Genomic DNA, 22,441 nt, shown 5'->3' with positions numbered 1-22,441 from the left:
CGCGGTGGATTCATAGCGAGCAAGCTCGCTCCCACAGGATTTAGGTGATCCGGTGGGAGCGGGTTTTTTATGCCTGGGTGAATTGCGAAGCCAGTTCGCGCAGCAACACTTCGGCCTCGAGGACTTTGCTGACCACGTCGTTGGCTTTTTCGCGGCTCAGGCCAAGGCGTTCGAGCAGGGCGTCGGGGATGCCTTCGTCGGGGCCGGAGCCGATGCCATGGCTGCGCAGCAGGCGTACAGACAGGCACACCAGGTTCGGGTACTCAGCGAAGTCGCCGTCGTAATGCGGATCGTGCTGGAAGCGCAGGGCGGTGGCCAGTTCTTCAGGCATGTCCCAGAAACGCATCAGCCATGTGCCGATCTGTTCCCGGCTGATGCCCAGCAGGTGTTGTTCCACGAAGCTGTGGCACAGGTGCGGGTTGACCTCCAGGTGGCGGCAGATCAGCGAGAAGTGCGGCGGGAACACGTGGGCCAGCAGCAGGTAGCCGAAGTTGTGCAGCAGGCCGGCCAGGTAGGTCAGGCCGGCTTCCGGACGCTGGGCGCGCGGCATGGCGCGGGTCAGGCCTTCGATGACGGCGGCGGTGTAGATCGATTGCTGCCAGTACGGCGTGGAGTGTTGCGGGTGGTCCTTGGGCAGGCTCAGGGTTTTGCCCAGGGCCAGGCCCAGCGCCAGGTTGATCACCAGGTCGAAGCCCAGCACGCGCACGATGGCGTCTTCCACCGAGCGGATCTTGCCGGGCGAGGCGTAATACGGCGATGCCGCCCAGCTCACGACTTGAGCGGCCAGCGCCGGGTCGGTTTCGACCACGCCGGTGATGTCGTCGATGGTGGCATTGGGATCGACGCGCAGCTTGATGATTTTTTGCGCGGTTTCGGCCAGCGGCGGAATCTCGATGGTCGCTTCCAGGCGCTGCTGGATACGCCGCGCGGTGAACGCCTGGACGGCCTGGGTGATTTCCTCGCGGTCGTCATCGGGGCGGTCGAGGTTGGGGCGGATGCTGGTCAGGTTTTCGCCGAAGTTGGCGGCGCTGGCCTTGGTCAGCATGGTCTTGAAGTCTTCGCTGGAGATTTCCAGCAGCACGCCCGGCTCACCGGAGTTGACCAGCAGCTTTGGTTCGCGCAGCAGGCTTTCTTCGTACAGGCACGGCGAACTGGTGAGCGCGGGCAGGCCGGGCAACAGGCTCAGGTTGTGCTTGCCGAGCATTTTTTCCAGGCGTTCGACGGGTACGGCAGTGAGGCGGCGACCGGTGAGTTCGGTCAGGCGATTGAGGTCGAGCAACTGGCTCTGCGGGAACAACACCATCAACGCGCCGACGCTGTCATCCAGCAGAACGGCCTGCACTTTGCGCGCGGCATTGAGGCCGTGATGGTCCAGCACTTCTTCGTAGGCAATGGCCAACTTGCCCAGCATCAGCCGAATAACCGACGGAGCGTGCGGGGTGGCGGGTGCTTGGGCAACTTCGGTCATGAACTGTATCCGTTTCAAAACAATTGCAGGAGTATAACCAGCTTGCTCAAACCCATGGCCCGGAAACTGCGACGGTGCTTAGACTTGGCCGTATTGCTGCCCGTGACGCAGCCAGCGGTCGAGTAGCGGGCTGACGTGGGTTGGCCAGCGCTCGAGCAATGCCTGGGCGGCATCCCGTACGGCGGGCAACAAATCGGCATCACGCATCAGGTCAGCGACTTTGAATTGGAGCAGGCCGGTTTGCCGGGTGCCGAGCATTTCGCCGGGGCCGCGCAGTTCCAGATCCCTTTCGGCGATGACGAAACCATCGTTGGTTTCGCGCATGATGCCCAGGCGCTGGCGGCCGATCTGCGACAGCGGCGGATGGTAGAGCAGCACGCAATGGCTGACGGCGCTGCCCCGGCCGACGCGGCCGCGCAACTGGTGCAGTTGCGCCAGGCCCAGGCGCTCCGGGTTCTCAATGATCATCAGGCTGGCGTTGGGTACGTCCACGCCCACCTCGATCACCGTGGTCGCGACCAGCAGTTGCAGGTTGCCCGCCTTGAACTCGGCCATCACCGCGGCTTTTTCTACGGGCTTCATGCGGCCGTGGATCAGCCCGACCTTCAACTCGCCGAGGGCGGCGGTGAGATCTTCATAAGTGGTTTCGGCGGCCTGGCAGGTCAGCTCTTCCGACTCTTCGATCAGCGTGCACACCCAATAGGCCTGACGCCCTTCGGCGCAAGCGCTGCGTACCCGCTCGATGACTTCGACCCGGCGGGTGTCGGTGATCAGTACGGTGTTGACCGGAGTTCGGCCGGGCGGCAGTTCGTCGAGGATCGAGGTGTCGAGATCAGCGTAGGCGCTCATGGCCAGCGTGCGCGGAATCGGCGTGGCGGTCATGATCAACTGGTGCGGGCACATGCGCCCGCCGACGCCCTTCTGCCGCAAGGCCAGACGCTGCTGCACGCCGAAGCGGTGCTGCTCGTCGATGATCACCAGCGCCAGGTTCTTGAACTGCACTTCCTCCTGGAACAGCGCGTGAGTGCCGACCACCATCGGTGTTCCGCTGGCGATTTGCTCCAGCGCAGCCACGCGGTTCTTGCCCTTGAGCTTGCCGGCCAGCCACGCGACTTCGATGCCCAGCGGTTCGAGCCAGCGCTTGAACGTGATGAAGTGCTGCTCGGCGAGAATCTCGGTGGGCGCCATCAGCGCGACCTGATAGCCGGCCTCCAGCGCTTGCAGCGCAGCGAGGGCGGCGACTACGGTTTTGCCGGCGCCAACGTCGCCCTGGATCAGCCGCAGCATGGGTTCGTGCTGGCTGAGGTCGTATGCGATTTCGTTGCCGACCCGTTGCTGGGCACCGGTCGGGTTGAAGCCGAGGTTGGCCAGGTATTTGGCCGGCAGTCGGGTGGCTTTGGGCATCGCTGGCGCACGCAGGGAGCGCATGCTTTCGCGCAGACGCTGTTGCGACAATTGATGGGTCAGCAGTTCTTCGAAGGCCAGACGGTGCTGCGCCCAGTGGTGACCGAGGGCCAGTTCATCAACGTCGGCATCGGCGGGTGGGTTGTGCAGGTAGCGGATCGCATCGGCCAGTGGCGCCAATTGGTAGTCGCGAGCCAGTTCGTTCGGCAGCCAGTCGGGCAGGCTGCTGGGGCCGAGCAGGGTGAGGGTCTGCATGCACAACTGGCGCAAGCGCTGTTGGGTCAGGCCTTCGGTGAGCGGGTAGACCGGGGTCAGGGTTTCATCCACCGGCGGCGGTTCGTCGCCGGTGATGGCGCGGTATTCCGGGTGGTAGATCTCCAGCCCCGAAGCACCGGGCCGTGCCTCGCCGTAGCAGCGAATCCGCGTGCCGCGTTTGAGGCCTTCTTTCTGCGCGTTGCTGAAATGGTAGAAGCGCAGGCTGAGTCCGCCGGTACCGTCCTGCAAACGCACGACCAGGCTGCGTCGCCGGCCCATGACCACGTCGGCGCCGCTGACGGTGCCTTCGATGACCGCGTCCTGTCCGGGTCGCAATGCGCCAATCGGGACGACGCGGGTGCGGTCCTGATAGCGCAGCGGCAGGTGAAACAGCACGTCCTGGAGGTTTTCCAGGCCGACCTTGGCCAGTTTCTCGGCCATGGCTTCACCGACACCCTTGAGTGCCGTCACCGACACTTGCGACAACTCGCTCATGACCGTTGCTTAGCCCGCAGCGACTTGTGCCGCTGGCTTGGCCACCGAGCACAGGCGAATGGAGTCGGCGAGGATTTCAATCGCCTTCGGACGCGGGAAGCTCGCGCGCCAGGCAATGGCCACGGTGCGGAACGGTACGGGTGCCGAGAGTGGGCGCACCTCGATCACGCCGGGAGCGTAGTGATGGCTGTCGACTGCCGATAACGGCAGGATCGATATACCCAGGCCGGACGCGACCATGTGGCGAATGGTTTCCAGGGAGCTGGATTCCACCGTGGTGTGCTTGGCGCCGTCGTTGCCTTTGGTCAGGGTCGGGCAGGCTTCCAGTACCTGATCGCGGAAGCAGTGGCCTTCGCCGAGCAGCAGCAGGCTCTTGTCGTTGAGCAGGTTGGCGTCGATGGATTCTTTTTGCGTCCACGGGTGCTGGGCCGGCATCAGTACGTAGAAGGGCTCGTCGTAGAGTTGCAAGGTCAGCACGTCGGCTTCATTGAACGGCAGGGCGATGATGATTGCATCGAGCTCGCCGTTGCGCAGTTTGTCGCGCAGCACGTGGGTGAAGTTTTCCTCGATGTACAACGGCATCTGCGGGGCGACCCGGTGCAGTTGTGGAATCAGGTGCGGAAACAGGTAAGGCCCGACGGTGTAGATCGCGCCGACTTTGAGCGGGGCGGTCAGTTGATTCTTGCCGGCCTGGGCCAGTTCGCGGATGCCCTGGGCTTGTTCCAGCACTTTCTGCGCCTGGGCGACGATGCCTTCACCGACTGGGGTCAGGCGCACGGCGCTTTTGCTGCGCTCGAAAATCAGCACACCGAGTTCGTCTTCAAGCTTTTTCACGCCCACCGAAAGGGTCGGCTGGCTGACGTGGCAACGCTCGGCCGCGTGGCCGAAGTGCTGCTCTTGGGCGAGGGTAACGATGTAGCGTAATTCTGTAAGAGTCATAGCAAGCGTCCATGAAGTTGCGGGCCAAGCATACCGGCTGCAATCGATAGACGCACGTTATCAGACTGAGTGCGTCGAGTGACACTGGGCAATGCCGGTTTGCCGCTGGCAGATAAGCGAAAGGCACCTTTCGGTGCCTTTTTGGCTTGGAACGCGACCTTCCAGCTGGCAGAAAACTCTGTGGGAGCGAGCTTGCTCGCGATGAGGGCCCAACATTCGACATTTTCGTTGAATGTCAGACCGCTATCGCGAGCAAGCTCGCTCCCACATGGGGCGGTGGTGCGTTTACTACCGCCGGCGTTTTTCCAGCGAATACACAAACGGTGCAACGATTTCGATGGAGCCATTGGTCAGCATGTCGGCCGGTGGCTTGGGCAGCGGTTGAGCGCGGCGGATCATTTCCAGGGTGGCCCGGTCCAGATCGGCAGTGCCCGAGGCGCCTATCAGCTCAAACGACAACACATTGCCTTCGGCATCCACGACGAAACGCAGACGGTTCATGCCTTCCTTGCCCCGCGCCTGGGCACTTGCCGGGTACTTCTTGTACTTCTGCAGGTGCGCCAGCAAGGTGCCTTGCCAGCTGGCCTTGGCCGCCAGTTGAGCCGGCGAAGGGCCGGGCGCAGGCTGGGCGGATTTCACCGTTGGCGTCTGAGCCTGTTGCGTTTCGGCCGGTTTCTCTTCGGCCGGCTTTTCCTTCGGCGGTTCGGGCTTCTTCTCTACCGGCTTGGGCGGCTGCGGCTTCGGCTTGGGTTTGACCGGCTTGGGCACGGCAATTTCAGCTTTCGGCGCTTCAGCGAGCTTGGGTATCGGCAGTTCTTCAGCCGGAGCCGGTGGCTGCGGCGGGGTGACGATCTTCGGCGGAGCAGGCGGTGGCGGGGCAGGAACCGGTGCCAGTTCGACCAGCATTGCCTGGGGGGGCAATTCGATGGGCGCAGGGGTGGACCAGTTCAGCGCCAGCGCGATGGCCAGCGCGTGAACGCCCAGCACCACAGCCAGGCTACCGCTGTAACGCGTCAGCTTATGGCGCGTCGTGATCATTTTTTGGCTGCCGACTCGAGACCGACAAGACCCACCTTCAGGTAGCCGGCAGAGCGCAGGTTATCCATCACGCTCATCAGGTCGCCGTAATCCACGCCTTTGTCGGCCTGGAAGAAGATTGTCGTGTCTTTCTTGCCCTGGGTTTTGGCGTCGAGCGTGGCGCCGAGTGCTTCGGCCTTCACTTCGTCTTCGCCGAGGAACAGGCGCTGGTCAGCCTTGACGCTGAGGAACACCGGTTTCTCTGGCCGCGGTGCCGGCTTGGCGGTCGAGGCGGGCAGATCGACCTTGATGTCCACGGTGGCCAGAGGGGCCGCCACCATGAAGATGATCAACAGCACCAGCATCACGTCGATGAACGGCGTGACATTGATTTCGTGGTTTTCGGACAGATCGTCGTCTGCCCCTTCCTTCAAATGCAGGCCCATGGCCGATTACCCCACTTTCACCATGTGCGGTTGCGAGCTGCGCTCAGGCTGGTGGTCGAGGTCACGGCTGACCAGCAGCAGAACCTGTGCCGAGGCGTCGGACACCTGGGCCTTGTAGCCGGCAATGGAGCGGGCAAAGACGTTGTAGATCACGACTGCAGGGATCGCTGCAACCAGGCCCAGCGCGGTGGCCAGCAGGGCCTCGGCGATGCCGGGAGCGACGACGGCGAGGTTGGTGGTCTGGGTCTTGGCGATGCCGATGAAGCTGTTCATGATGCCCCACACGGTACCGAACAGGCCGACGAACGGCGCAGTCGAGCCGATGGTCGCCAGTACGCCGGTTCCGCTGCTCATGTTGCGGCCGCAGGCCGCGACCAGGCGCTCAAGACGGAAGCTCACGCGTTCCTTGATGCCTTCTTTCTCGCGGCTGTTGACCGACAGGCGCATCTCTTCGAGGGCGTCATGCACCAGCAGGTTGGCCAGGGTGCCTTCCTTCGCCGCAGTGGCGCTGGCTTCCTTGAGGGAGGCGGATTTTTTCAGTTGGGCGATTTCACCGCGCAGTCGACGTTTGGCGCCCATCAACTCAAGGCCCTTGGCGATCCAGATGGTCCAGGTGATGATCGAGGCAATGGCCAGGCCGATCATCACGATTTTCACGATGATGTCGGCATTCTTGTACATGCCCCACGGCGACAGGTCATGGGCCATGCCCAGGGTGTTGTCGGCTTCGAGGACTTCAGGAACGTCTTCACCCAAGGTTTCTGCCGGTGCTGCCTGGGCAGGATCGGTCGCGGCCGGTGCAGGTGCTGTAGCGGCGGCCGGAGTAGTGGATACCTGGGCATCGGCGAAAGCGGTGACTGGTGCGAGCATCAGGCTGAGGAGCAGGGCGGCCACCGCGCTCCAGGCGCGAGGTCGTTTGGTTGGCGAAGCGGGGAATTGATTGCGTGTCATGCTGGCCGGACCTGAGAGAAAAAACGGGTGATGTTCTTCCAGGCCTCGAAAGGCCGAGAACAAAAGTGGGGTGCATTATTGCAAGTAATTCTTGTTAACAGAAGTAATAGCGTCTCTTTTTTTCCTGCATTGCTAGCCGCCTGTCTATTGCCGGCGCTAGTCTGTGGCTTTCCGATGGGAGTTTTCTGATGTCTGCGCCTACTGTTTTGATCGCCGGCTGCGGTGATGTCGGCAGCCGCCTGGCCACACAACTGCTGACGGCCGGGTGGGAGGTTCACGGCCTGCGTCGCGACGTTTCACGCCTGCCCAAGGGCGTCATCGGTGTTGCCGGTGACCTGTTCAACAAAGACTGCCCAGCCACTTGGCCAATCGGTGCCGTGGATTACCTGGTGTATTGCGCGGCGGCCACCGATCACGACGAAGCCGGTTACCGCGCTGCGTATGTCCAGGGCCTGGAGCATGTGCTGGAGTGGCTGAACGACTACGGGCAGATGCCCAATCGCCTGTTGTTTGTTTCCAGTAGCAGTGTTTACGGGCAACAAGTGGGCGAGTGGGTCGACGAAACTTCGCCAGCCGTGGCGGCAGGTTATTCCGGACGTGTGATGCTCGAAGCCGAGCAACTTGCCCTTAAAAGCGGCATTCCGGCCAGTATCGTGCGCTTGACCGGCATTTACGGCCCCGGCCGTGAATGGCTGCTGACGCAGGTGCGCCGGGGTTATCGCGTGGCGGTCGAACCACCGTTGTATGCCAACCGGATTCATGCGGACGATGCCGCGGGGTTGATGGCGTGCCTGCTTGAGGCGGATCGGCGTGGCGTGGCGCTGGATGATATCTACATCGGCGTCGATGACGCACCGGCAGCGCTGGCGGATGTGGTGGGCTGGTTGCGCGAGTATCTGGGTGTGACCGAATGGGCCGATGACGATAGCGTGCGTCGCACTGGCAGCAAGCGCTGCAGTAATGCGCGGGCCAAGGCATTGGGCTGGACGCCGAAGTACCCGAGTTTCCGCGAGGGGTATGCGGCGATCATTGAAGGGCGCTGCTGACGTTCAGGCACTCTGAAACAACTGTGGGAGCAAGCTCGCTCCCACAGTGTTTTGTGGTGCTTTCAACGGGCGCTTATTGCTTCTCGAGCAGCCACTTGCGCTCACCCGGGGTGAACGAGGGCATTTCATCCGCCTGCGCCGTGTTCACGGTCTGGAAAATCTCCAGCTCTTTGCCCTTGCGCGCAAAGATCCAGGCGTTGCCCTGGCCATTTTGTTGCAGCCACATATTGTCGTTGCCGCCGCTCATGGATGCGCAATCGCCGGCCAGGCACAACGCATAGCGGTCGCTGCCTGGCAGGCCGGTCACCTGGCCATCGGCCTGGAATTGCACGGTACTGCCTTCGCCGGGACCGTTGACGATTGTCCAGCTGCCGCCCATGTAGGCTGAATACAGTGCACGCTCGAAACTGGCGCCGATCGGAGCGCCCTCCGGCACCGTGATCTGAGCGCGGTCGAAGACCTGTTCGGGCTCGTTGTCGCTGGCAGACTGGCTCAGTTGCTTGCCGTCACGCGTCAGCTCACTGGCCGAACTGCCATAAAAGTCGACTTTCCAGGCACCGGACTCTTCACCCAGCAGTTTGCCTTCGACGTTTTCAAAGCCGTTGGTGTAGCGGGCCTGACTGGCCTTGGTGTTGATGTCCCATTCCAGATTCGGGCCATAGGCCTGGAGCGCTTCACGCAGGGGGACACCTTTGGCTGCAGCATCGATCGCCACCTGGTTGATCCAGGTGCCGCTGACATCACGATCGGCAGGGTTGCTGGCACATCCGCCCAGGAACAGGGCGAGCAGCGAGAGAGCAAGCGCGTTGCGCATGGTGGAATCCTTTCAAGCTTTCTTTACAGCAGAGCAGTCGGCGCAGCCTTGGGCTGCGCCGCACGCATTACTCGATGACCAGGATGGCATCCATTTCAACCTGCGAACCCTTTGGCAGGGCTGCTACACCGATGGCGGCGCGGGCAGGGTAAGGCTGGTCGAAGTACTTGCCCATGATCTCGTTGACCTTGGCGAAGTGGCTCAGATCGGTGAGGAAGATGTTCAGCTTGACGATGTCCTTGAACGAACCGCCAGCGGCTTCAGCCACGGCCTTGAGGTTCTCGAACACCTGGACGGTCTGGGCTTCGAAGCCTTCAACCAGTTCCATGGTTTTTGGGTCCAGAGGAATCTGGCCCGACATGTAAACGGTGTTGCCAGCCTTGATCGCCTGGGAGTAAGTACCGATGGCGGCCGGGGCCTTGTCGCTGGTGATAACAGTCTTGGTCATGTATGACTCCTTGTAATGTGTTGGCGAGCTATGCACGCATGCGGGTGATGCGAGTCACCCCGGACAAGGCGCGCAGTTTCTTGATCACGCGGGCCAGGTGCACGCGGTCGTGCACGCTGACCACCAACTGGACCACGCTGATGCGACCATCGCGTTCGTCCATGCTGATTTTCTCGATATTGCCGTCGGCTGCGTTGACGCTGCTGGCCAGCAGGGCGATCAGGCCGCGCTGGTGCTCCAGCTCGACGCGCAGCTCGACGTTGAATTCGCCGGTGACATCCTTGGCCCACGAGAGCTGGATGCACTTTTCCGGGTTGTGCCGGATTTCGCTGATGTTGCGGCAATTATCCAGGTGCACGACCATGCCTTTGCCGGCGGACAGGTGGCCGACAATCGGGTCGCCCGGGATCGGCGTGCAGCACTTGGCGTAGCTGAGCACCAGGCCTTCGGTGCCGCGAATCGCCAGCGGGCCTTCCGGACTTGGCAAATGTTCGCCTTCGCCCAGCAGTCGGCGGGCCACAACATAGGCCATGCGATTGCCCAGGCCGATGTCTTCGAGCAAATCTTCGATCAGTTCGAGACGGTACTCGATAAGCATGGCCTTGACGCGTTCGGCCGGGATTTTCTCCAGCGCACTGTCGAAACCGTTGAGGACCTTGTTCAGCAGGCGTTCGCCGAGGCTGATGGATTCGGAGCGGCGTTGCAGTTTCAGTGCGTGGCGGATGTGCGTGCGCGCCTTGCCGGTGACCACGAAGTTAAGCCAGGCCGGGTTTGGGCGGGCGCCGGGAGCGCTGACAATCTCGACCGTGGAGCCGCTTTGCAGCGGTTCGGACAGCGGCGCGAGACGGCGATTGATTCGGCAGGCAATGCAGCTGTTGCCGACGTCAGTGTGCACCGCGTAAGCGAAGTCGACTGCCGTGGAGCCCTTGGGCAGCTCCATGATCCGGCCTTTGGGCGTGAACACGTAGACCTCGTCCGGGAACAGGTCGATCTTCACGCTTTCGATGAATTCCAGCGAGTTGCCGGCGCGTTGCTGCATTTCCAGCACGCCTTTGACCCACTGGCGGGCGCGGGCATGGGTGCCTTTGGGCTGCTCGTCGCCGCTGGATTTGTACAGCCAATGGGCGGCGATGCCGTTGTTGGCCATCTCTTCCATTTCGCGGGTGCGGATCTGGATCTCGATCGGTACGCCGTGCATGCCGAACAGCGTGGTGTGCAGCGACTGATAGCCGTTTGCCTTGGGGATCGCGATGTAATCCTTGAAGCGTCCCGGCAGTGGCTTGTACAAATTATGTACAGCGCCCAGCACGCGGTAGCAGGTATCGACCTTGTCGACGATGATCCGGAACGCGTAGACGTCCATGATCTCGTTGAAGGCCCGACGCTTGCCGCGCATTTTCTTGTAGATGCCGTAGAGGTGTTTCTGCCGGCCGCTGACCTCGCCCTGGATGCCATCAATGGCCAGGCAGTGGCTCAAGGACTCTTCGATCTTGTTGACGATTTCCTTGCGGTTGCCCCGGGCGCGTTTGACCGCCTGGTTGATCCGCGCGGAACGCATCGGGTGCATGGCCTTGAAGCCGAGGTCTTCGAACTCTATGCGGATGGCGTGCATGCCCAGCCGGTTGGCGATGGGCGCATAGATTTCCAGGGTTTCCTTGGCGATGCGTCGGCGCTTTTCGCCGGACAACACTTCCAGGGTGCGCATGTTGTGCAGGCGGTCGGCCAGCTTGACCAGGATCACGCGAATGTCGCGGGCCATGGCCATGGCCATTTTCTGGAAGTTTTCAGCCTGGGCTTCCGCTTTGGTCTCGAAATTCATCTGGGTCAGTTTGCTGACCCCATCGACCAGTTCGGCCACGGTTTCGCCGAACTGCGCTTGCAGCGCTTCCTTGGCAATACCGGTGTCTTCGATCACGTCATGCAGCATCGCAGCCATCAGGCTCTGATGGTCCATGTGCATGTCGGCAAGAATATTCGCAACCGCGAGCGGGTGCGTGACGTACGCCTCGCCGCTACGGCGGCGTTGGCCGTCGTGGGCTTGTTCGGCGTAGAAATACGCTCGGCGGACCAGGTTGACCTGGTCGTTGCCGAGGTAGGTCGATAAGCGATCGGCGAGGGCGTCTATGCTCGGCATGATATCTCCTGCCGCAAGCTGTGATCCCGCGCCGTGCTACGTCGACCAGGCATAGGCTTAGACGGCCTCGTTGGACTCGTCCTCGAATGCAGCAAAAAGCGGTTCATCTTCAACAATTTCGGCTTCAGCGATAGCTGCGTAGTCGATCAGGCCTTCAGCGATTTCGCGCAGGGCGACGACGGTAGGCTTGTCATTTTCCCATGCTACTTTCGGCTCTTTGCCGCCGGTGGCCAGTTGACGGGCACGCTTGGTAGAGAGCATGACCAGCTCAAAGCGGTTATCCACGTGTTCTAGGCAGTCTTCAACGGTTACGCGGGCCATGGTCTTCCTCGTAGCAAATGCAATATGCGCGCTGCCCGGATGGGCGAGCGGACTCAACAGTTTAAAAAATCACCAGCGATTAGGGAAGCGCTGATTTTTTGACCAAGCCCTTCAACGCGCTGCAAGTGCCAATGTAAAGCCCTTGCAGCGGTTTTGGGAAGAGCTGATTAACCGAGCAATTCAGCCAGCAATTTGCCGTTGCGCTGCTGCTGGCGCTTCTGAATCAGCTGATTGGCGCGAAAAATCGCCTTCAGATCGTGCAGTGCGTGGGCGAAATCGTCGTTGATGATCAAGTAGTCGTAGTCGACATAGTGGCTCATTTCGCTGACGGCTTCACGCATCCGGCCGTCAATGATCTCGTCACTGTCCTGGCCGCGATTGGTCAGGCGCTGGTGCAGGGCCTGCAATGACGGCGGCAGAATGAAGATCGAGCGGGCCTGAGGCATCAGCTTGCGCACTTGCTCGGCACCTTGCCAGTCGATTTCCAGAATCAGGTCGTGGCCTTCGTCCAGAGTCTGCTGCAGGTGGCTTTGCGAAGTTCCGTAGAGATTGCCAAACACTTCGGCGCGCTCGAGGAAATCCCCGTGCTCGATCATCTTCACGAACTCGCTACGGTCGACGAAGTGATAGTTCACGCCATTCACTTCACCGGGACGCATGGCGCGGGTGGTGTGGGAGACCGAGACGCGGATCTCCGGATCGGCGTCGGTCAGGGCCTTGACCAGACTGCTCTTGCCCGCGCCCGAAGGGGCGGAAATGATGTACAGGGTGCCGGTGCTGTGTGTCATGTCGGGGTAGCCTTACTCAATATTCTGCACTTGTTCGCGCATCTGCTCGATCAACACCTTGAGGTTGACCGCAGCCTGGGTGCTGCGCGGGTCAAAGGCTTTGGAGCCCAGTGTGTTGGCTTCGCGGTTGAGTTCCTGCATCAGGAAGTCCAGGCGCCGACCGGCTGCGCCGCCGGATTTGAGCACCCGGCGAACTTCGATGATGTGGGTGCTCAGGCGATCCAGTTCTTCGGCGACGTCGCTTTTTTGCGCGAGCATGACCATTTCCTGCTCGAGGCGCTGCGGGTCCATCTCGGCCTTCATGTCGGCGAAGCGGTCGAGGACTTTCTGGCGCTGGGTGGCGAGCATTTGCGGGACCAGTTCGCGCAAAGTCACCACGTCGTCTTCGATGGATGTCAGACGCTCGTTGATCAGCCGCGCCAACTCCGCGCCTTCGCGCTCGCGGCCGGCCTTCAGCTCCTTGAGGCCCTGATTGAACAGTGCCAGCGCTTCGGCGTTCAAGGCTTGCGGGTCGATAGCGTCCCCTACCAGTACGCCGGGCCAGGCCAGGACTTCCAGCGGGTTCAGCGCAGCCGGGTTCTTGATCAGGCTGGCGATGGTCTCGGCGGCGGCGACCAGTTGCGCGGCACGCTCCTGATCAATTTGCAGCGCTTTGCCGGTGTTTTCTTCAGTGAAGCGCAGGGTGCATTCGAGCTTGCCCCGCGATATACCTTGGCGCAGGGCTTCACGAACAGCGCCCTCGAGGTCGCGAAAGGACTCCGGCAGGCGCAGGTGGGGTTCCAGGTAGCGGCTGTTGACCGACCGCAGCTCCCAGCTCAGGGTGCCCTGGACGCCGGCGTTTTCGACGCGGGCGAAGGCGGTCATGCTGTGCACCATGGCGGTACCTCACAAGGCAGATCGGCACAGAACCGAGGTTCCGGGAATCCGATATCAATGAATTAAAGCCGACTGGCAGCAAAGGCGCAGGATTGTAGCGCAGTGGCGCGGATGCGCCCAAACACACGGTGTGACAAAGAGCGGCAGGCCTTCGCCGACGTGCGGTGCAGAGCCCTCGGTCGTCGGCGGAATTTTTTAGATGTGCCCAGTGGCGGCCGGCGGCTCTATAATGCTCCGCAGTTTTCCGTCCCCAGTACAGGTACTCCCTATGATACGTCCAAGTGGTCGCGCTGCCGATCAGCTCCGCTCGATCCGCATCACCCGCAACTACACCAAGCACGCCGAGGGTTCTGTGCTGGTCGAGTTCGGTGATACCAAGGTCATCTGCACTGTCAGCGTTGAACCGGGCGTACCGCGTTTCCTGAAAGGCCAGGGCCAGGGTTGGTTGACAGCCGAGTACGGCATGCTGCCGCGCGCTACCGGCGAGCGTAACCAGCGTGAAGCCAGCCGTGGCAAGCAAGGCGGTCGCACCCTGGAAATCCAGCGTCTGATCGGTCGCTCCCTGCGCGCTGCGCTGGACATGTCGAAGCTGGGTGACGTCACCCTGTACGTCGACTGCGACGTGATCCAGGCCGATGGCGGCACCCGCACGGCTTCGATCACCGGCTCCATGGTTGCGCTGATCGATGCCTTGAAAGTCATCAAGAAGCGTGGCGGTCTGAAGGGTGGTGACCCGGTCAAGCAGATGATCGCTGCTGTTTCCGTGGGCATGTACAAGGGTGAGCCTGTGCTTGACCTCGACTACCTGGAAGACTCGGCCGCCGAGACGGACCTGAACGTGGTGATGACCAGCACTGGTGGTTTCATCGAAGTCCAGGGCACTGCCGAAGGCGCGCCGTTCCAGCCTGAAGAGTTGAACGCCATGCTCGAGCTGGCGAAGAAAGGCATGAACGAGATCTTCGAACTGCAAAAGGCCGCATTGGCCGACTGACCGGACTGCTCCAGGCAAGGAGGACGCCATGAGTGACGAGCAACTGCCACTGCCCACGCCGAGCCAAGAGGTGCGTCAGTGGGCCATGTTTTGCCACTTGTCCGCCTTGCTGGGGATCTGGATTCCGTTTGGCACGATCATCGGCCCGCTGATTCTCTGGCAGATGAAGCGCGAGATGGACCCATTCATCGATGCCCAGGGCAAGGAAGCGCTGAACTTTCAGATCTCCGTCGCCATTGCCTCGGCCATTTGCTTCTTGCTGATGGTGGTGATTATCGGGTTCTTCCTGTTTGGCCTGATCGCGATCGGTGCGCTGGTGCTGACGATCATTGCCGGGGTGAAGGCCAATGAAGGGCAGCCTTATCGGTATCCGTTCACCTGGCGGTTGATCAAGTAAGCCAGGACGCTGGTGCTGTTTTAAGCGCCGTTCAATACAAATGCCCCGACATGTCGGGGCATTTGTATTTTTGCAATCAGATTAATCTCTAATGTTGCGTACATGGTCGCTCGTTATTCAAACGAAGTTCATTCGTGCAAATAAAATTTCTTACACGTTTAGTCACAAACTGCAAGGCTCAGTACGGCTTGCATGCTTGGCAATGAGACTTGGCGATTGATAGAGTTGCTGCAAGTAATATTTATAAAGAAATATTTCGATATATTCGGACCATTGACGGCCTCTGAATTCAATACTAGTCAGTGTTGAGATGGATCAACCTGTTCAAGAGGCGTTTCCAGGTAAAAAGTTCGCCCCTGAATGTAAAAGCAAGAATATCCCAAATGCTTCAGCTCGATTTTTACGGAACACTTGTCGCCGCCTCTTTAGTACTTTTGCTGGGGCGTGGACTTGTCATGCGTGTCGGCTTTTTACGCGCCTACAATATCCCCGAACCTGTAGCAGGCGGCTTGGTGGTTGCCTTGGTTCTCCTGGCTTTGCGCGGCCTTGATGTTGAAGTCCGATTTGATACTTCATTGCAGACTCCCTTGATGTTGGCGTTCTTCGCCACCATTGGCTTGAGCGCAGACTTCGCCAGCTTGAAGAAAGGCGGGCGCGTAGTGGTTGTTTTTATACTGGCAGTCACCGGGCTTCTATTGGTCCAGAATGCCATGGGTATCGGTCTCGCAAGTTTCTTGGGGCTCGATCCTTTGATGGGCCTGTTGACAGGCTCGGTTACTTTGGCCGGCGGTCACGGTACGGGCGCCGCGTGGGGGGCGACGTTCAGTGAGAAGTACGGTCTGGCTTCTGCCTCCGAGCTTGCGATGGCCTCTGCGACGTTTGGATTGGTGCTGGGCGGTTTGATTGGTGGGCCGGTCGCTCGCCTGCTCATGACGCGTGTACAAGTACCTGGCTGCCTTGAACAAGAAAAGCCACGGGTGCCAAAGGGGTTTGAGCAGCCAAACAAAGAGCGCTCGATCACACCCTTTTCGTTTATCGAGACACTTGCGCTGATCGCCGTCAGCTTACTGGCGGGTACTCTTCTGAATGGACTGCTCCTCGGAAGCGCATTTGAGTTGCCGACGTTCGTTTGCGTCTTGTTCGTGGGTGTTGTTTTACGCAATGGGCTTTCTGCACTTGGTTTGTATCAGGTATTTGAGCGTGAAGTCTCCGTACTGGGGAATGTCAGCTTGTCGCTGTTTCTGGCGATCGCTCTGATGTCACTCAAGCTGTGGGATCTGGCTGCACTGGCATTGCCGATCTTCATCATCCTGGCTGCGCAAACGCTGGTCATGGCACTGTTCGCGATTTTTGTGACGTTCAGGGTGATGGGCAGTAACTACGATGCGGCTGTACTGGCGGCAGGGCACTGCGGTTTTGGACTGGGTGCCACGCCAACGGCCATCGCTAACATGCAAGCGGTGACACAGCGCTACGGACCTTCGCAGATAGCGTTCCTGGTGGTGCCAATGGTGGGGGCTTTCTTCATCGACATCATTAATGTGATCGTGATCAAGTTGTACCTTGCACTGCCGTTTTTCGCCGCGGCTTGAGGTTCAGATCACTGGGCATTCCTGGATAGAACACATAAAAAATGCCCGTATCTTGCGATACGGGCATTTTCTTTGACTGTCTATCAGGCTGCTCAGTGAAAAATCACTTAGATCGTCAGCGTCCAGTCGTAGTCCACGATCAGTGGCGCGTGTTGCGAGAACCGCGGCTGGCGTGGCAAGCGTGCGCTACGCACGAAGCGGCGCAGGCCCGGGGTCAGTAGCTGATAGTCGAAGCGCCAACCGAGGTTGAGCATCTCCGCCTGTTCGTTATCCGGCCACCAGCTGTACTGGTCACCTTCACGGCTGACTTCGCGCAGGGCGTCGACATAACCCATGTTGCCGACAATCTCGTCCATCCAGGCACGTTCAGGTGCCAGGAAGCCCGGAGATTGCTGGCTGTCGCGCCAGTTCTTGATATCCAGCTTCTGTTGCGCCACGTACAGCGAGCCACAATAAATGTACTCGCGACGTTTGCGTCGCTGTTTATCCAGATAACGGGCGAAGTCGTCCATTAGCTTGAACTTCTGGTTCAAGTCTTCATCGCCGTTCTGCCCCGAAGGGAGCAGCAAGGTCGCGATGCTGACCTTGTCGAAATCGGCTTGCAGGTAGCGCCCGTAGCGGTCGGCCGTCTCGAAACCGAGACCGCTGATGACAGCCTTCGGTTGCAACCGCGAATACAAAGCCACACCGCCTTGGGCAGGGACTTCAGCATCGCAGGCATAAAGGAAGTAGCCATCCAGTTGGAAGGCTGGGTCATCCAGTTCAAAGGCGGAGGCACGGGTGTCCTGCAGGCAGATGACGTCGGCATTCTGTGCCTGCAGCCAACTGAGCAAACCACGCTCGACTGCAGCCTGAATACCATTGACGTTCACACTGATGATCCGCATAAATGGCCCCAAAAATCGCGTGCGTGTATGATACACGGCGTCAAGCTAATTAGCTAAATCCGTGGTATTTGGGGTTTTTTCATGCAAGCGTATCAGCGCGATTTCATCCGTTTTGCCATCGATCGCGGCGTTTTGCGCTTCGGTGAGTTCACCCTGAAGTCCGGGCGCACCAGTCCATACTTCTTCAATGCGGGCCTGTTCAACTCGGGTTCGGCCCTGGCGCAGCTGGGGCGTTTCTACGCCGCTGCCATTGCCGAGAGCGGCATTGCGTTCGACGTGCTGTTTGGACCGGCCTACAAAGGCATCCCGTTGGCCGCGACCACCGCCGTGGCACTGGCCGAGCATCACAACCGTGACCTGCCATGGTGCTTCAACCGCAAGGAAGCCAAGGCCCATGGCGAAGGCGGCAGCCTGGTCGGCGCACCGTTGACCGGCGATGTGCTGATCATCGATGACGTAATCACCGCTGGCACCGCGATCCGTGAGGTGATGCAGATCATCGCCTCCCAGGATGGCGCCAAGGCTGCCGGCGTGCTGATCGCCCTGAACCGTCAGGAACGTGGCAACGGCGAGTTGTCGGCGATCCAGGAAGTCGAGCGTGACTTCGGCATTCCGGTGATCAGCATCGTTTCACTGAACCAGGTGCTGGAATTCCTGGCGGATGATCCGCAGCTCAAGCAGCATCTGCCGGCCGTGGAAGCCTACCGCGCGCAGTTTGGTGTCTGACCACAAATCCCTGTGGGAGCGGGCTTGCCCGCGATGACGTAGTGTCAGTCGACAGGGATGTTGGCTGATAGATTGCTATCGCGGGCAAGTCGGCTCGCCGCACCGCCGCTCCCACAAGTTTGTCGCCGTATGAAAAAGACCCCGCTCAGCCAGGCCGAGCGGGGTCTTCTTGTTTGCGCTATCGCTTAAGGACGCTTGCGATTGCTGATCAGGGTGCCCACGCCGGTATCGGTGAAGATTTCCAGCAGGATCGCGTTCGGCACGCGCCCGTCGATGATCAGCGAGCTGCCCACGCCACCCTGGACCGCTTCCAGTGCGCAACGGATCTTCGGCAGCATGCCGCCGTAGATGGTGCCGTCGGCGATCAGGTCGTCGACTTGCTGGGTTGTCAGGCCGGTCAGGACCGTGCCCGACTTGTCCATCAGGCCAGCGATGTTGGTCAGCAGCATCAGCTTCTCGGCTTTCAACGCTTCGGCGACTTTACCGGCCACCAGGTCGGCGTTGATGTTGTACGACTCGCCGTTGGCGCCGACGCCGATTGGCGCGATCACCGGAATGAAATCGCCCTTGACCAGCAGGTTCAGCAGATCGGTATTGATCCCGACCACTTCGCCCACATGGCCAATGTCGATGATTTCCGGGGTGGTCATCTCTGGGGTCTGGCGGGTGACGGTGAGCTTCTTCGCGCGAATCAGCTCGGCATCTTTACCGGTCAGGCCGATGGCGCTGCCGCCATGACGGTTGATCAGGTTGACGATGTCCTTGTTGACCTGGCCGCCGAGGACCATTTCCACCACGTCCATGGTCGCAGCGTCGGTGACGCGCATGCCGTCGACGAAATGGCTCTCGATCGACAGGCGCTTGAGCAGGTCACCGATTTGCGGGCCGCCACCGTGAACTACCACCGGGTTGATGCCCACGGCCTTCATCAGCACGATGTCGCGGGCGAAGCCGGTTTTCAGCTCCTCGCTTTCCATCGCGTTGCCGCCGTATTTGATCACCAGTGTCTTGCCGACATAACGGCGGATGTAAGGCAGCGCTTCGGACAGGACCTTGGCGGTGTTGGCGGCGGCTTCGCGTTCGAGGGTCATTCAGGGCTCCGGGTGAATCAGAACGGTAGTTGGAGATCAGGTGCAACGCGCTTGAGCTGGATGCGGAACACATCCTTGATGCGTTGCAGTTCAGCCTCGTCATCGGCCTCGAAACGCAGCACCAGCACCGGTGTGGTGTTGGATGCGCGTACCAGGCCCCAGCCTTTGGCATAGTCGACTCGCACGCCGTCAATGGTGGTCAGGTCAGCGCCTTCGCCCCACTGCGCATCGTGCAATGCATCAATGATGCTGAATTTGCTCTCTTCGGTCACATGGATATTGATTTCCGGCGTAGAAATATCGTTCGGGAAGGTCGCGAACAACTCTTCGGCCGAGGATTTTTCCTTGCTGAGGATCTCCAGCAAGCGTGCGGCGCTGTAAATGCCGTCGTCGAAACCGAACCAGCGCTCCTTGAAAAAGATGTGCCCGCTCATTTCGCCAGCCAGCAGGGCGCCGGATTGTTTCATTTTCTTTTTGATCAACGAGTGACCGGTCTTCCACATTAACGACCGGCCGCCGTATTCCTTGATCAGCGGAATCAGGCGGCGGGTGCATTTGACGTCGAAGATGATTTCGGCGCCCGGGTTGCGCGCCACGACGTCGCGGGCGAACAGCATCAGCAGGCGGTCCGGGTAGACGATGCTGCCGGTGTTGGTCACCACGCCGACGCGGTCGCCATCGCCGTCGAAGGCCAGGCCGATGTCAGCGTTGGTTTCCTTGACCTTGGCGATCAGGTCCACGAGGTTTTCAGGCTTGCCCGGGTCCGGATGGTGGTTCGGGAAGTTGCCGTCCACTTCGCAGAACAGCGGGATGACTTCGCAGTTCAGCGCTTCGATCAGTTGCGGGGCGATCACGCCGGCCGCGCCGTTACCGCAGTCGACGACCACTTTCAGGCGCCGGGCCAGCTTGATGTCCTGGACGATTTCGGTGGTGTAGCGGTCGAGGATCTCGACCTGGGTGATGCTGCCCTGGCCGCAGCTCAGGTTGTTGGTCTTGAGGCGGTCGTGCAGGGCCTGGATCTGTTCGTTGGCCAGGGTGTCGCCAGCGATGACGATCTTGAAGCCGTTGTAGTTCGACGGGTTGTGGCTGCCGGTGAGCATCACGCCGGATTTGCCGGCCAGTACGTTGGCGGCGTAGTAGAGCGCCGGAGTCGGAACCAGGCCGACATCACTGACGTGGCAGCCGCTGTCGGCGATGCCTTTGATCAGTTGCGCGACCAGTTCCGGGCCGGACAAGCGGCCATCGCGACCGACGGACACGTTTGGCTCGCCCTGGGCCAGGCTTTGGGAGCCGACGGCGCGGCCGATCCAGTAAGCGGTTTCAGCGTTCAGGAATTCCGGAACGGTGCCGCGAATGTCGTAGGCACGGAAGATGCTGTCAGGGAACTTGGGTGCGACTTTGGCCGGGGTGTTCATCTGTGGAAATGCTCCATCTCGAAAGTGGCTGGACAGGCCGCCGATTCATTGGGTGGCAGGTTCAAACTGAAGGGTATGACGGCGTTTTCCACAGAGAGTTCGTGGTGTGAAAGGGCCATGACGCCCCTGACGGCACGGGTTTGACCAGGCAATGCCTTGATTTTCGGCGCTAAACCTTGCAGATGACAATTTGAAATTTGTGGCGAGGGAGTCCGTTCCCCCGCCGCAAGAAGAGCGTGACCGGATCAACGGGTACCGGTATGGCCGAAACCGCCAGTACCGCGCTCGGTTTCAACAAACTCTTCAACCATTTCGAAGTGAGCCTGCACCACTGGCACCAGCACCAATTGTGCCAGGCGCTCGCCAACCGGCATGGTGAATTCGGTCTGGCCACGGTTCCAGCAGGAAACCATTAATGGGCCTTGGTAGTCGGAGTCGATCAGGCCGACCAGATTGCCCAGCACGATGCCGTGTTTATGGCCCATCCCCGAGCGCGGCAGAATCAGCGCCGCCAGGTTCGGGTCGCCGATATAGACCGACAGGCCCGTGGGGATCAGCACGGTTTCACCCGGCTTGATCACGGTGTCCTGTTCCAGCATGGCGCGCAGGTCGAGGCCGGCGGAGCCCGGTGTGGCGTATTGCGGCAGCGGGAATTCGGTACCGATGCGGGGGTCGAGGATCTTGGCTTGCAAAGCGTGCATGTAAATTAAACCTGGTTCAGACGTTCGGCGATAAAAGTGATCAGTTGGCGAGCAATCTTGCTCTTGCTGGTCTGGGCGAAAAGTGTGGCGTGAAGCTCGCGGTCGATGACGCTGCAGGCGTTTTCTTCGCTGTTGAAGCCAATGCTCGGGTTGGCGACGTCGTTGGCGACGATCAAATCGAGGTTCTTGTCTTTCAGCTTGCGCGCAGCGTAATCGAGCAGGTGTTCGGTTTCGGCGGCGAAACCGACACTGAACGGGCGGTCGAGGCGGGTGGCGATGGTGGCCAGGATGTCCGGGTTACGCACCATCTGTAGCAACAAGCCGTCGCCGTTCGTAGGATCTTTCTTGAGTTTCTGTGGGGCGACGACTTCCGGGCGGTAGTCCGCAACGGCTGCCGAGGCGATGAACAGGTCACAAGGGATCGCCGCTTCGCAGGCCGCGAGCATGTCGCGGGCGCTGACTACATCGATGCGAGTGACGCGATCCGGGGTCGGCAGATGCACCGGGCCGGTAATCAGGGTTACGCGGGCGCCGGCTTCCACGGCGGCTTCGGCCAGGGCAAAGCCCATTTTCCCGGAGCTGTGGTTGGTGATATAGCGCACCGGGTCGATGTTTTCCTGGGTCGGGCCGGCCGTGATCAGCACGTGTTTACCGGTCAGCGCCTGGCGCTGGAAGCAGTCGGCAGCGCACTGGGCCAGGTCAAGGGCTTCGAGCATGCGCCCCAGGCCAACGTCGCCACAGGCCTGGCTGCCGGATGCCGGACCAAAGACCTTGATGTCGCGACTTTCGAGGGTTTGCAGGTTGGCCTGGGTCGCCGGGTCGCGCCACATCGCCTGGTTCATTGCCGGCGCAACGGCGACCACCGCGTCGGTGGCCAGCACCAGCGTGGTCAGCAGGTCATCGGCAATGCCTTGGGCCAGGCGGGCGATCAGGTCCGCCGTGGCGGGGGCGATCAGCACGAGGTCGGCCCATTTGGCCAGCTCGATGTGGCCCATGGCCGCTTCGGCCGCAGGGTCCAGCAGGTCCAGGTGGACCGGGTGCCCGGACAGGGCCTGCATGGTCAGCGGGGTGATGAACTCTGCGCCGCCACGGGTCATGACCACGCGCACTTCGGCGCCCTGATCGATCAGGCGGCGAACCAGGTCGGCGCTCTTGTAGGCAGCGATACCGCCGCCGACGCCCAGAACAATGCGTTTCCGATACAGCCGCTGCATAGGCCTGCCTTTCAATTCGTTGGTG

The 22,441-nt window shown here is 60.7% G+C and carries 21 protein-coding genes and 1 pseudogene; 5 read left to right on the top strand and 17 right to left on the bottom strand.

Annotation, left to right across the window (positions count from 1 at the left end; genetic code table 11):
* Positions 1–67: 67 nt before the first annotated feature.
* The 6 genes from ACM6IK_RS19600 to exbB form a co-directional block, all read right to left on the bottom strand.
* Positions 68–1,468, bottom strand: coding sequence for an aminoacyl-tRNA deacylase and HDOD domain-containing protein (locus ACM6IK_RS19600; RefSeq protein WP_414875644.1), 1,401 nt, complete (start codon positions 1,466–1,468; stop codon positions 68–70).
* A 78-nt stretch (positions 1,469–1,546) separates the two neighbouring features.
* Positions 1,547–3,622 carry an ATP-dependent DNA helicase RecG gene (gene recG, locus ACM6IK_RS19595; protein WP_414875643.1) on the bottom strand — a complete coding sequence of 692 codons (2,076 nt, stop codon included), beginning with the start codon at positions 3,620–3,622 and terminating at the stop codon, positions 1,547–1,549.
* Positions 3,623–3,631: 9 nt separating this feature from the next.
* Entirely contained in the window at positions 3,632–4,561 is a 930-nt protein-coding gene (locus ACM6IK_RS19590; protein WP_108218876.1) for a hydrogen peroxide-inducible genes activator, read from the bottom strand.
* Between the two features lie 288 nt (positions 4,562–4,849).
* Positions 4,850–5,599, bottom strand: coding sequence for an energy transducer TonB family protein (locus tag ACM6IK_RS19585; protein ID WP_414875642.1), 750 nt, complete (start codon positions 5,597–5,599; stop codon positions 4,850–4,852).
* Positions 5,596–6,024 carry a TonB system transport protein ExbD gene (gene exbD, locus ACM6IK_RS19580; protein ID WP_108217242.1) on the bottom strand — a complete coding sequence of 143 codons (429 nt, stop codon included), beginning with the start codon at positions 6,022–6,024 and terminating at the stop codon, positions 5,596–5,598. The genes ACM6IK_RS19585 and exbD overlap by 4 nt, the downstream gene beginning before the upstream one ends.
* 6 nt (positions 6,025–6,030) lie before the next feature.
* Complete coding sequence (exbB, locus tag ACM6IK_RS19575; RefSeq protein ID WP_414875641.1) at positions 6,031–6,975, bottom strand: tonB-system energizer ExbB; 945 nt, start codon at positions 6,973–6,975, stop codon at positions 6,031–6,033.
* A gap of 188 nt (positions 6,976–7,163) precedes the next feature.
* On the opposite strand from exbB, the gene ACM6IK_RS19570 reads away from it, so the two are divergent.
* Positions 7,164–8,021, top strand: coding sequence for an SDR family oxidoreductase (locus tag ACM6IK_RS19570; protein ID WP_414875640.1), 858 nt, complete (start codon positions 7,164–7,166; stop codon positions 8,019–8,021).
* A 73-nt stretch (positions 8,022–8,094) separates the two neighbouring features.
* Here the strand turns inward: ACM6IK_RS19570 and ACM6IK_RS19565 are convergent, their stop codons facing one another.
* The 6 genes from ACM6IK_RS19565 to ACM6IK_RS19540 all read right to left on the bottom strand — a co-directional run bounded on the left by ACM6IK_RS19565 (position 8,095) and on the right by ACM6IK_RS19540 (position 13,402).
* Positions 8,095–8,835: a hypothetical protein gene (locus tag ACM6IK_RS19565; RefSeq protein ID WP_414875639.1), complete on the bottom strand. Its 741-nt coding sequence runs from the start codon at positions 8,833–8,835 to the stop codon at positions 8,095–8,097.
* A 67-nt stretch (positions 8,836–8,902) separates the two neighbouring features.
* On the bottom strand, positions 8,903–9,283 hold the full coding sequence (locus tag ACM6IK_RS19560) for a RidA family protein (protein WP_003229509.1): 381 nt from the start codon (positions 9,281–9,283) through the stop codon (positions 8,903–8,905).
* Between the two features lie 28 nt (positions 9,284–9,311).
* Positions 9,312–11,417 carry a bifunctional GTP diphosphokinase/guanosine-3',5'-bis pyrophosphate 3'-pyrophosphohydrolase gene (gene spoT / locus ACM6IK_RS19555; protein WP_414875638.1) on the bottom strand — a complete coding sequence of 702 codons (2,106 nt, stop codon included), beginning with the start codon at positions 11,415–11,417 and terminating at the stop codon, positions 9,312–9,314.
* Between the two features lie 57 nt (positions 11,418–11,474).
* Positions 11,475–11,738 carry a DNA-directed RNA polymerase subunit omega gene (rpoZ, locus tag ACM6IK_RS19550; RefSeq protein ID WP_007921129.1) on the bottom strand — a complete coding sequence of 88 codons (264 nt, stop codon included), beginning with the start codon at positions 11,736–11,738 and terminating at the stop codon, positions 11,475–11,477.
* Positions 11,739–11,905: 167 nt separating this feature from the next.
* Entirely contained in the window at positions 11,906–12,526 is a 621-nt protein-coding gene (gene gmk, locus ACM6IK_RS19545; RefSeq protein WP_414875637.1) for a guanylate kinase, read from the bottom strand.
* A gap of 12 nt (positions 12,527–12,538) precedes the next feature.
* Positions 12,539–13,402 (bottom strand): YicC/YloC family endoribonuclease, encoded by an 864-nt coding sequence (locus tag ACM6IK_RS19540; protein WP_115948392.1) that lies wholly within the window; start codon positions 13,400–13,402, stop codon positions 12,539–12,541.
* A gap of 268 nt (positions 13,403–13,670) precedes the next feature.
* Between ACM6IK_RS19540 and rph the strand changes: the two genes are divergently transcribed.
* From rph to gltS, 3 genes are all read left to right on the top strand, one after another.
* A complete protein-coding gene (rph, locus tag ACM6IK_RS19535) occupies positions 13,671–14,393 on the top strand; it encodes a ribonuclease PH (RefSeq protein ID WP_414875636.1) in 723 nt (240 codons plus the stop codon).
* Positions 14,394–14,421: 28 nt separating this feature from the next.
* Positions 14,422–14,790 carry a DUF4870 domain-containing protein gene (locus ACM6IK_RS19530; protein ID WP_007996522.1) on the top strand — a complete coding sequence of 123 codons (369 nt, stop codon included), beginning with the start codon at positions 14,422–14,424 and terminating at the stop codon, positions 14,788–14,790.
* 383 nt (positions 14,791–15,173) lie between these two features.
* Complete coding sequence (gene gltS, locus ACM6IK_RS19525; protein WP_414875635.1) at positions 15,174–16,382, top strand: sodium/glutamate symporter; 1,209 nt, start codon at positions 15,174–15,176, stop codon at positions 16,380–16,382.
* A gap of 107 nt (positions 16,383–16,489) precedes the next feature.
* Here gltS and ACM6IK_RS19520 read toward each other — a convergent pair whose 3' ends face one another.
* Complete coding sequence (locus ACM6IK_RS19520) at positions 16,490–17,269, bottom strand: exodeoxyribonuclease III (RefSeq protein ID WP_003176915.1); 780 nt, start codon at positions 17,267–17,269, stop codon at positions 16,490–16,492.
* An 81-nt stretch (positions 17,270–17,350) separates the two neighbouring features.
* Between ACM6IK_RS19520 and pyrE the strand changes: the two genes are divergently transcribed.
* Positions 17,351–17,995: an orotate phosphoribosyltransferase gene (gene pyrE, locus ACM6IK_RS19515; protein WP_008047079.1), complete on the top strand. Its 645-nt coding sequence runs from the start codon at positions 17,351–17,353 to the stop codon at positions 17,993–17,995.
* A gap of 185 nt (positions 17,996–18,180) precedes the next feature.
* On the opposite strand, the gene argB is transcribed toward pyrE, so the two are convergent.
* From argB to coaBC, 4 genes and pseudogenes are all read right to left on the bottom strand, one after another.
* Positions 18,181–19,086, bottom strand: coding sequence for an acetylglutamate kinase (gene argB, locus ACM6IK_RS19510; RefSeq protein WP_008047078.1), 906 nt, complete (start codon positions 19,084–19,086; stop codon positions 18,181–18,183).
* A gap of 17 nt (positions 19,087–19,103) precedes the next feature.
* Positions 19,104–20,480: pseudogene (locus ACM6IK_RS19505) on the bottom strand (phosphomannomutase/phosphoglucomutase); the annotation flags it as partial.
* A 266-nt stretch (positions 20,481–20,746) separates the two neighbouring features.
* Positions 20,747–21,202 (bottom strand): dUTP diphosphatase, encoded by a 456-nt coding sequence (dut, locus tag ACM6IK_RS19500; protein WP_007975171.1) that lies wholly within the window; start codon positions 21,200–21,202, stop codon positions 20,747–20,749.
* 5 nt (positions 21,203–21,207) lie between these two features.
* Positions 21,208–22,416, bottom strand: coding sequence for a bifunctional phosphopantothenoylcysteine decarboxylase/phosphopantothenate--cysteine ligase CoaBC (gene coaBC / locus ACM6IK_RS19495; protein WP_414875634.1), 1,209 nt, complete (start codon positions 22,414–22,416; stop codon positions 21,208–21,210).
* Positions 22,417–22,441: the final 25 nt, after the last annotated feature.

It is taken from the genome of Pseudomonas sp. IT-196MI5 (assembly GCF_949767415.1).
In the GTDB taxonomy this organism is placed as follows: Bacteria; Pseudomonadota; Gammaproteobacteria; order Pseudomonadales; family Pseudomonadaceae; genus Aquipseudomonas.
This window is presented reverse-complemented; position numbering and strand designations above follow the sequence as displayed.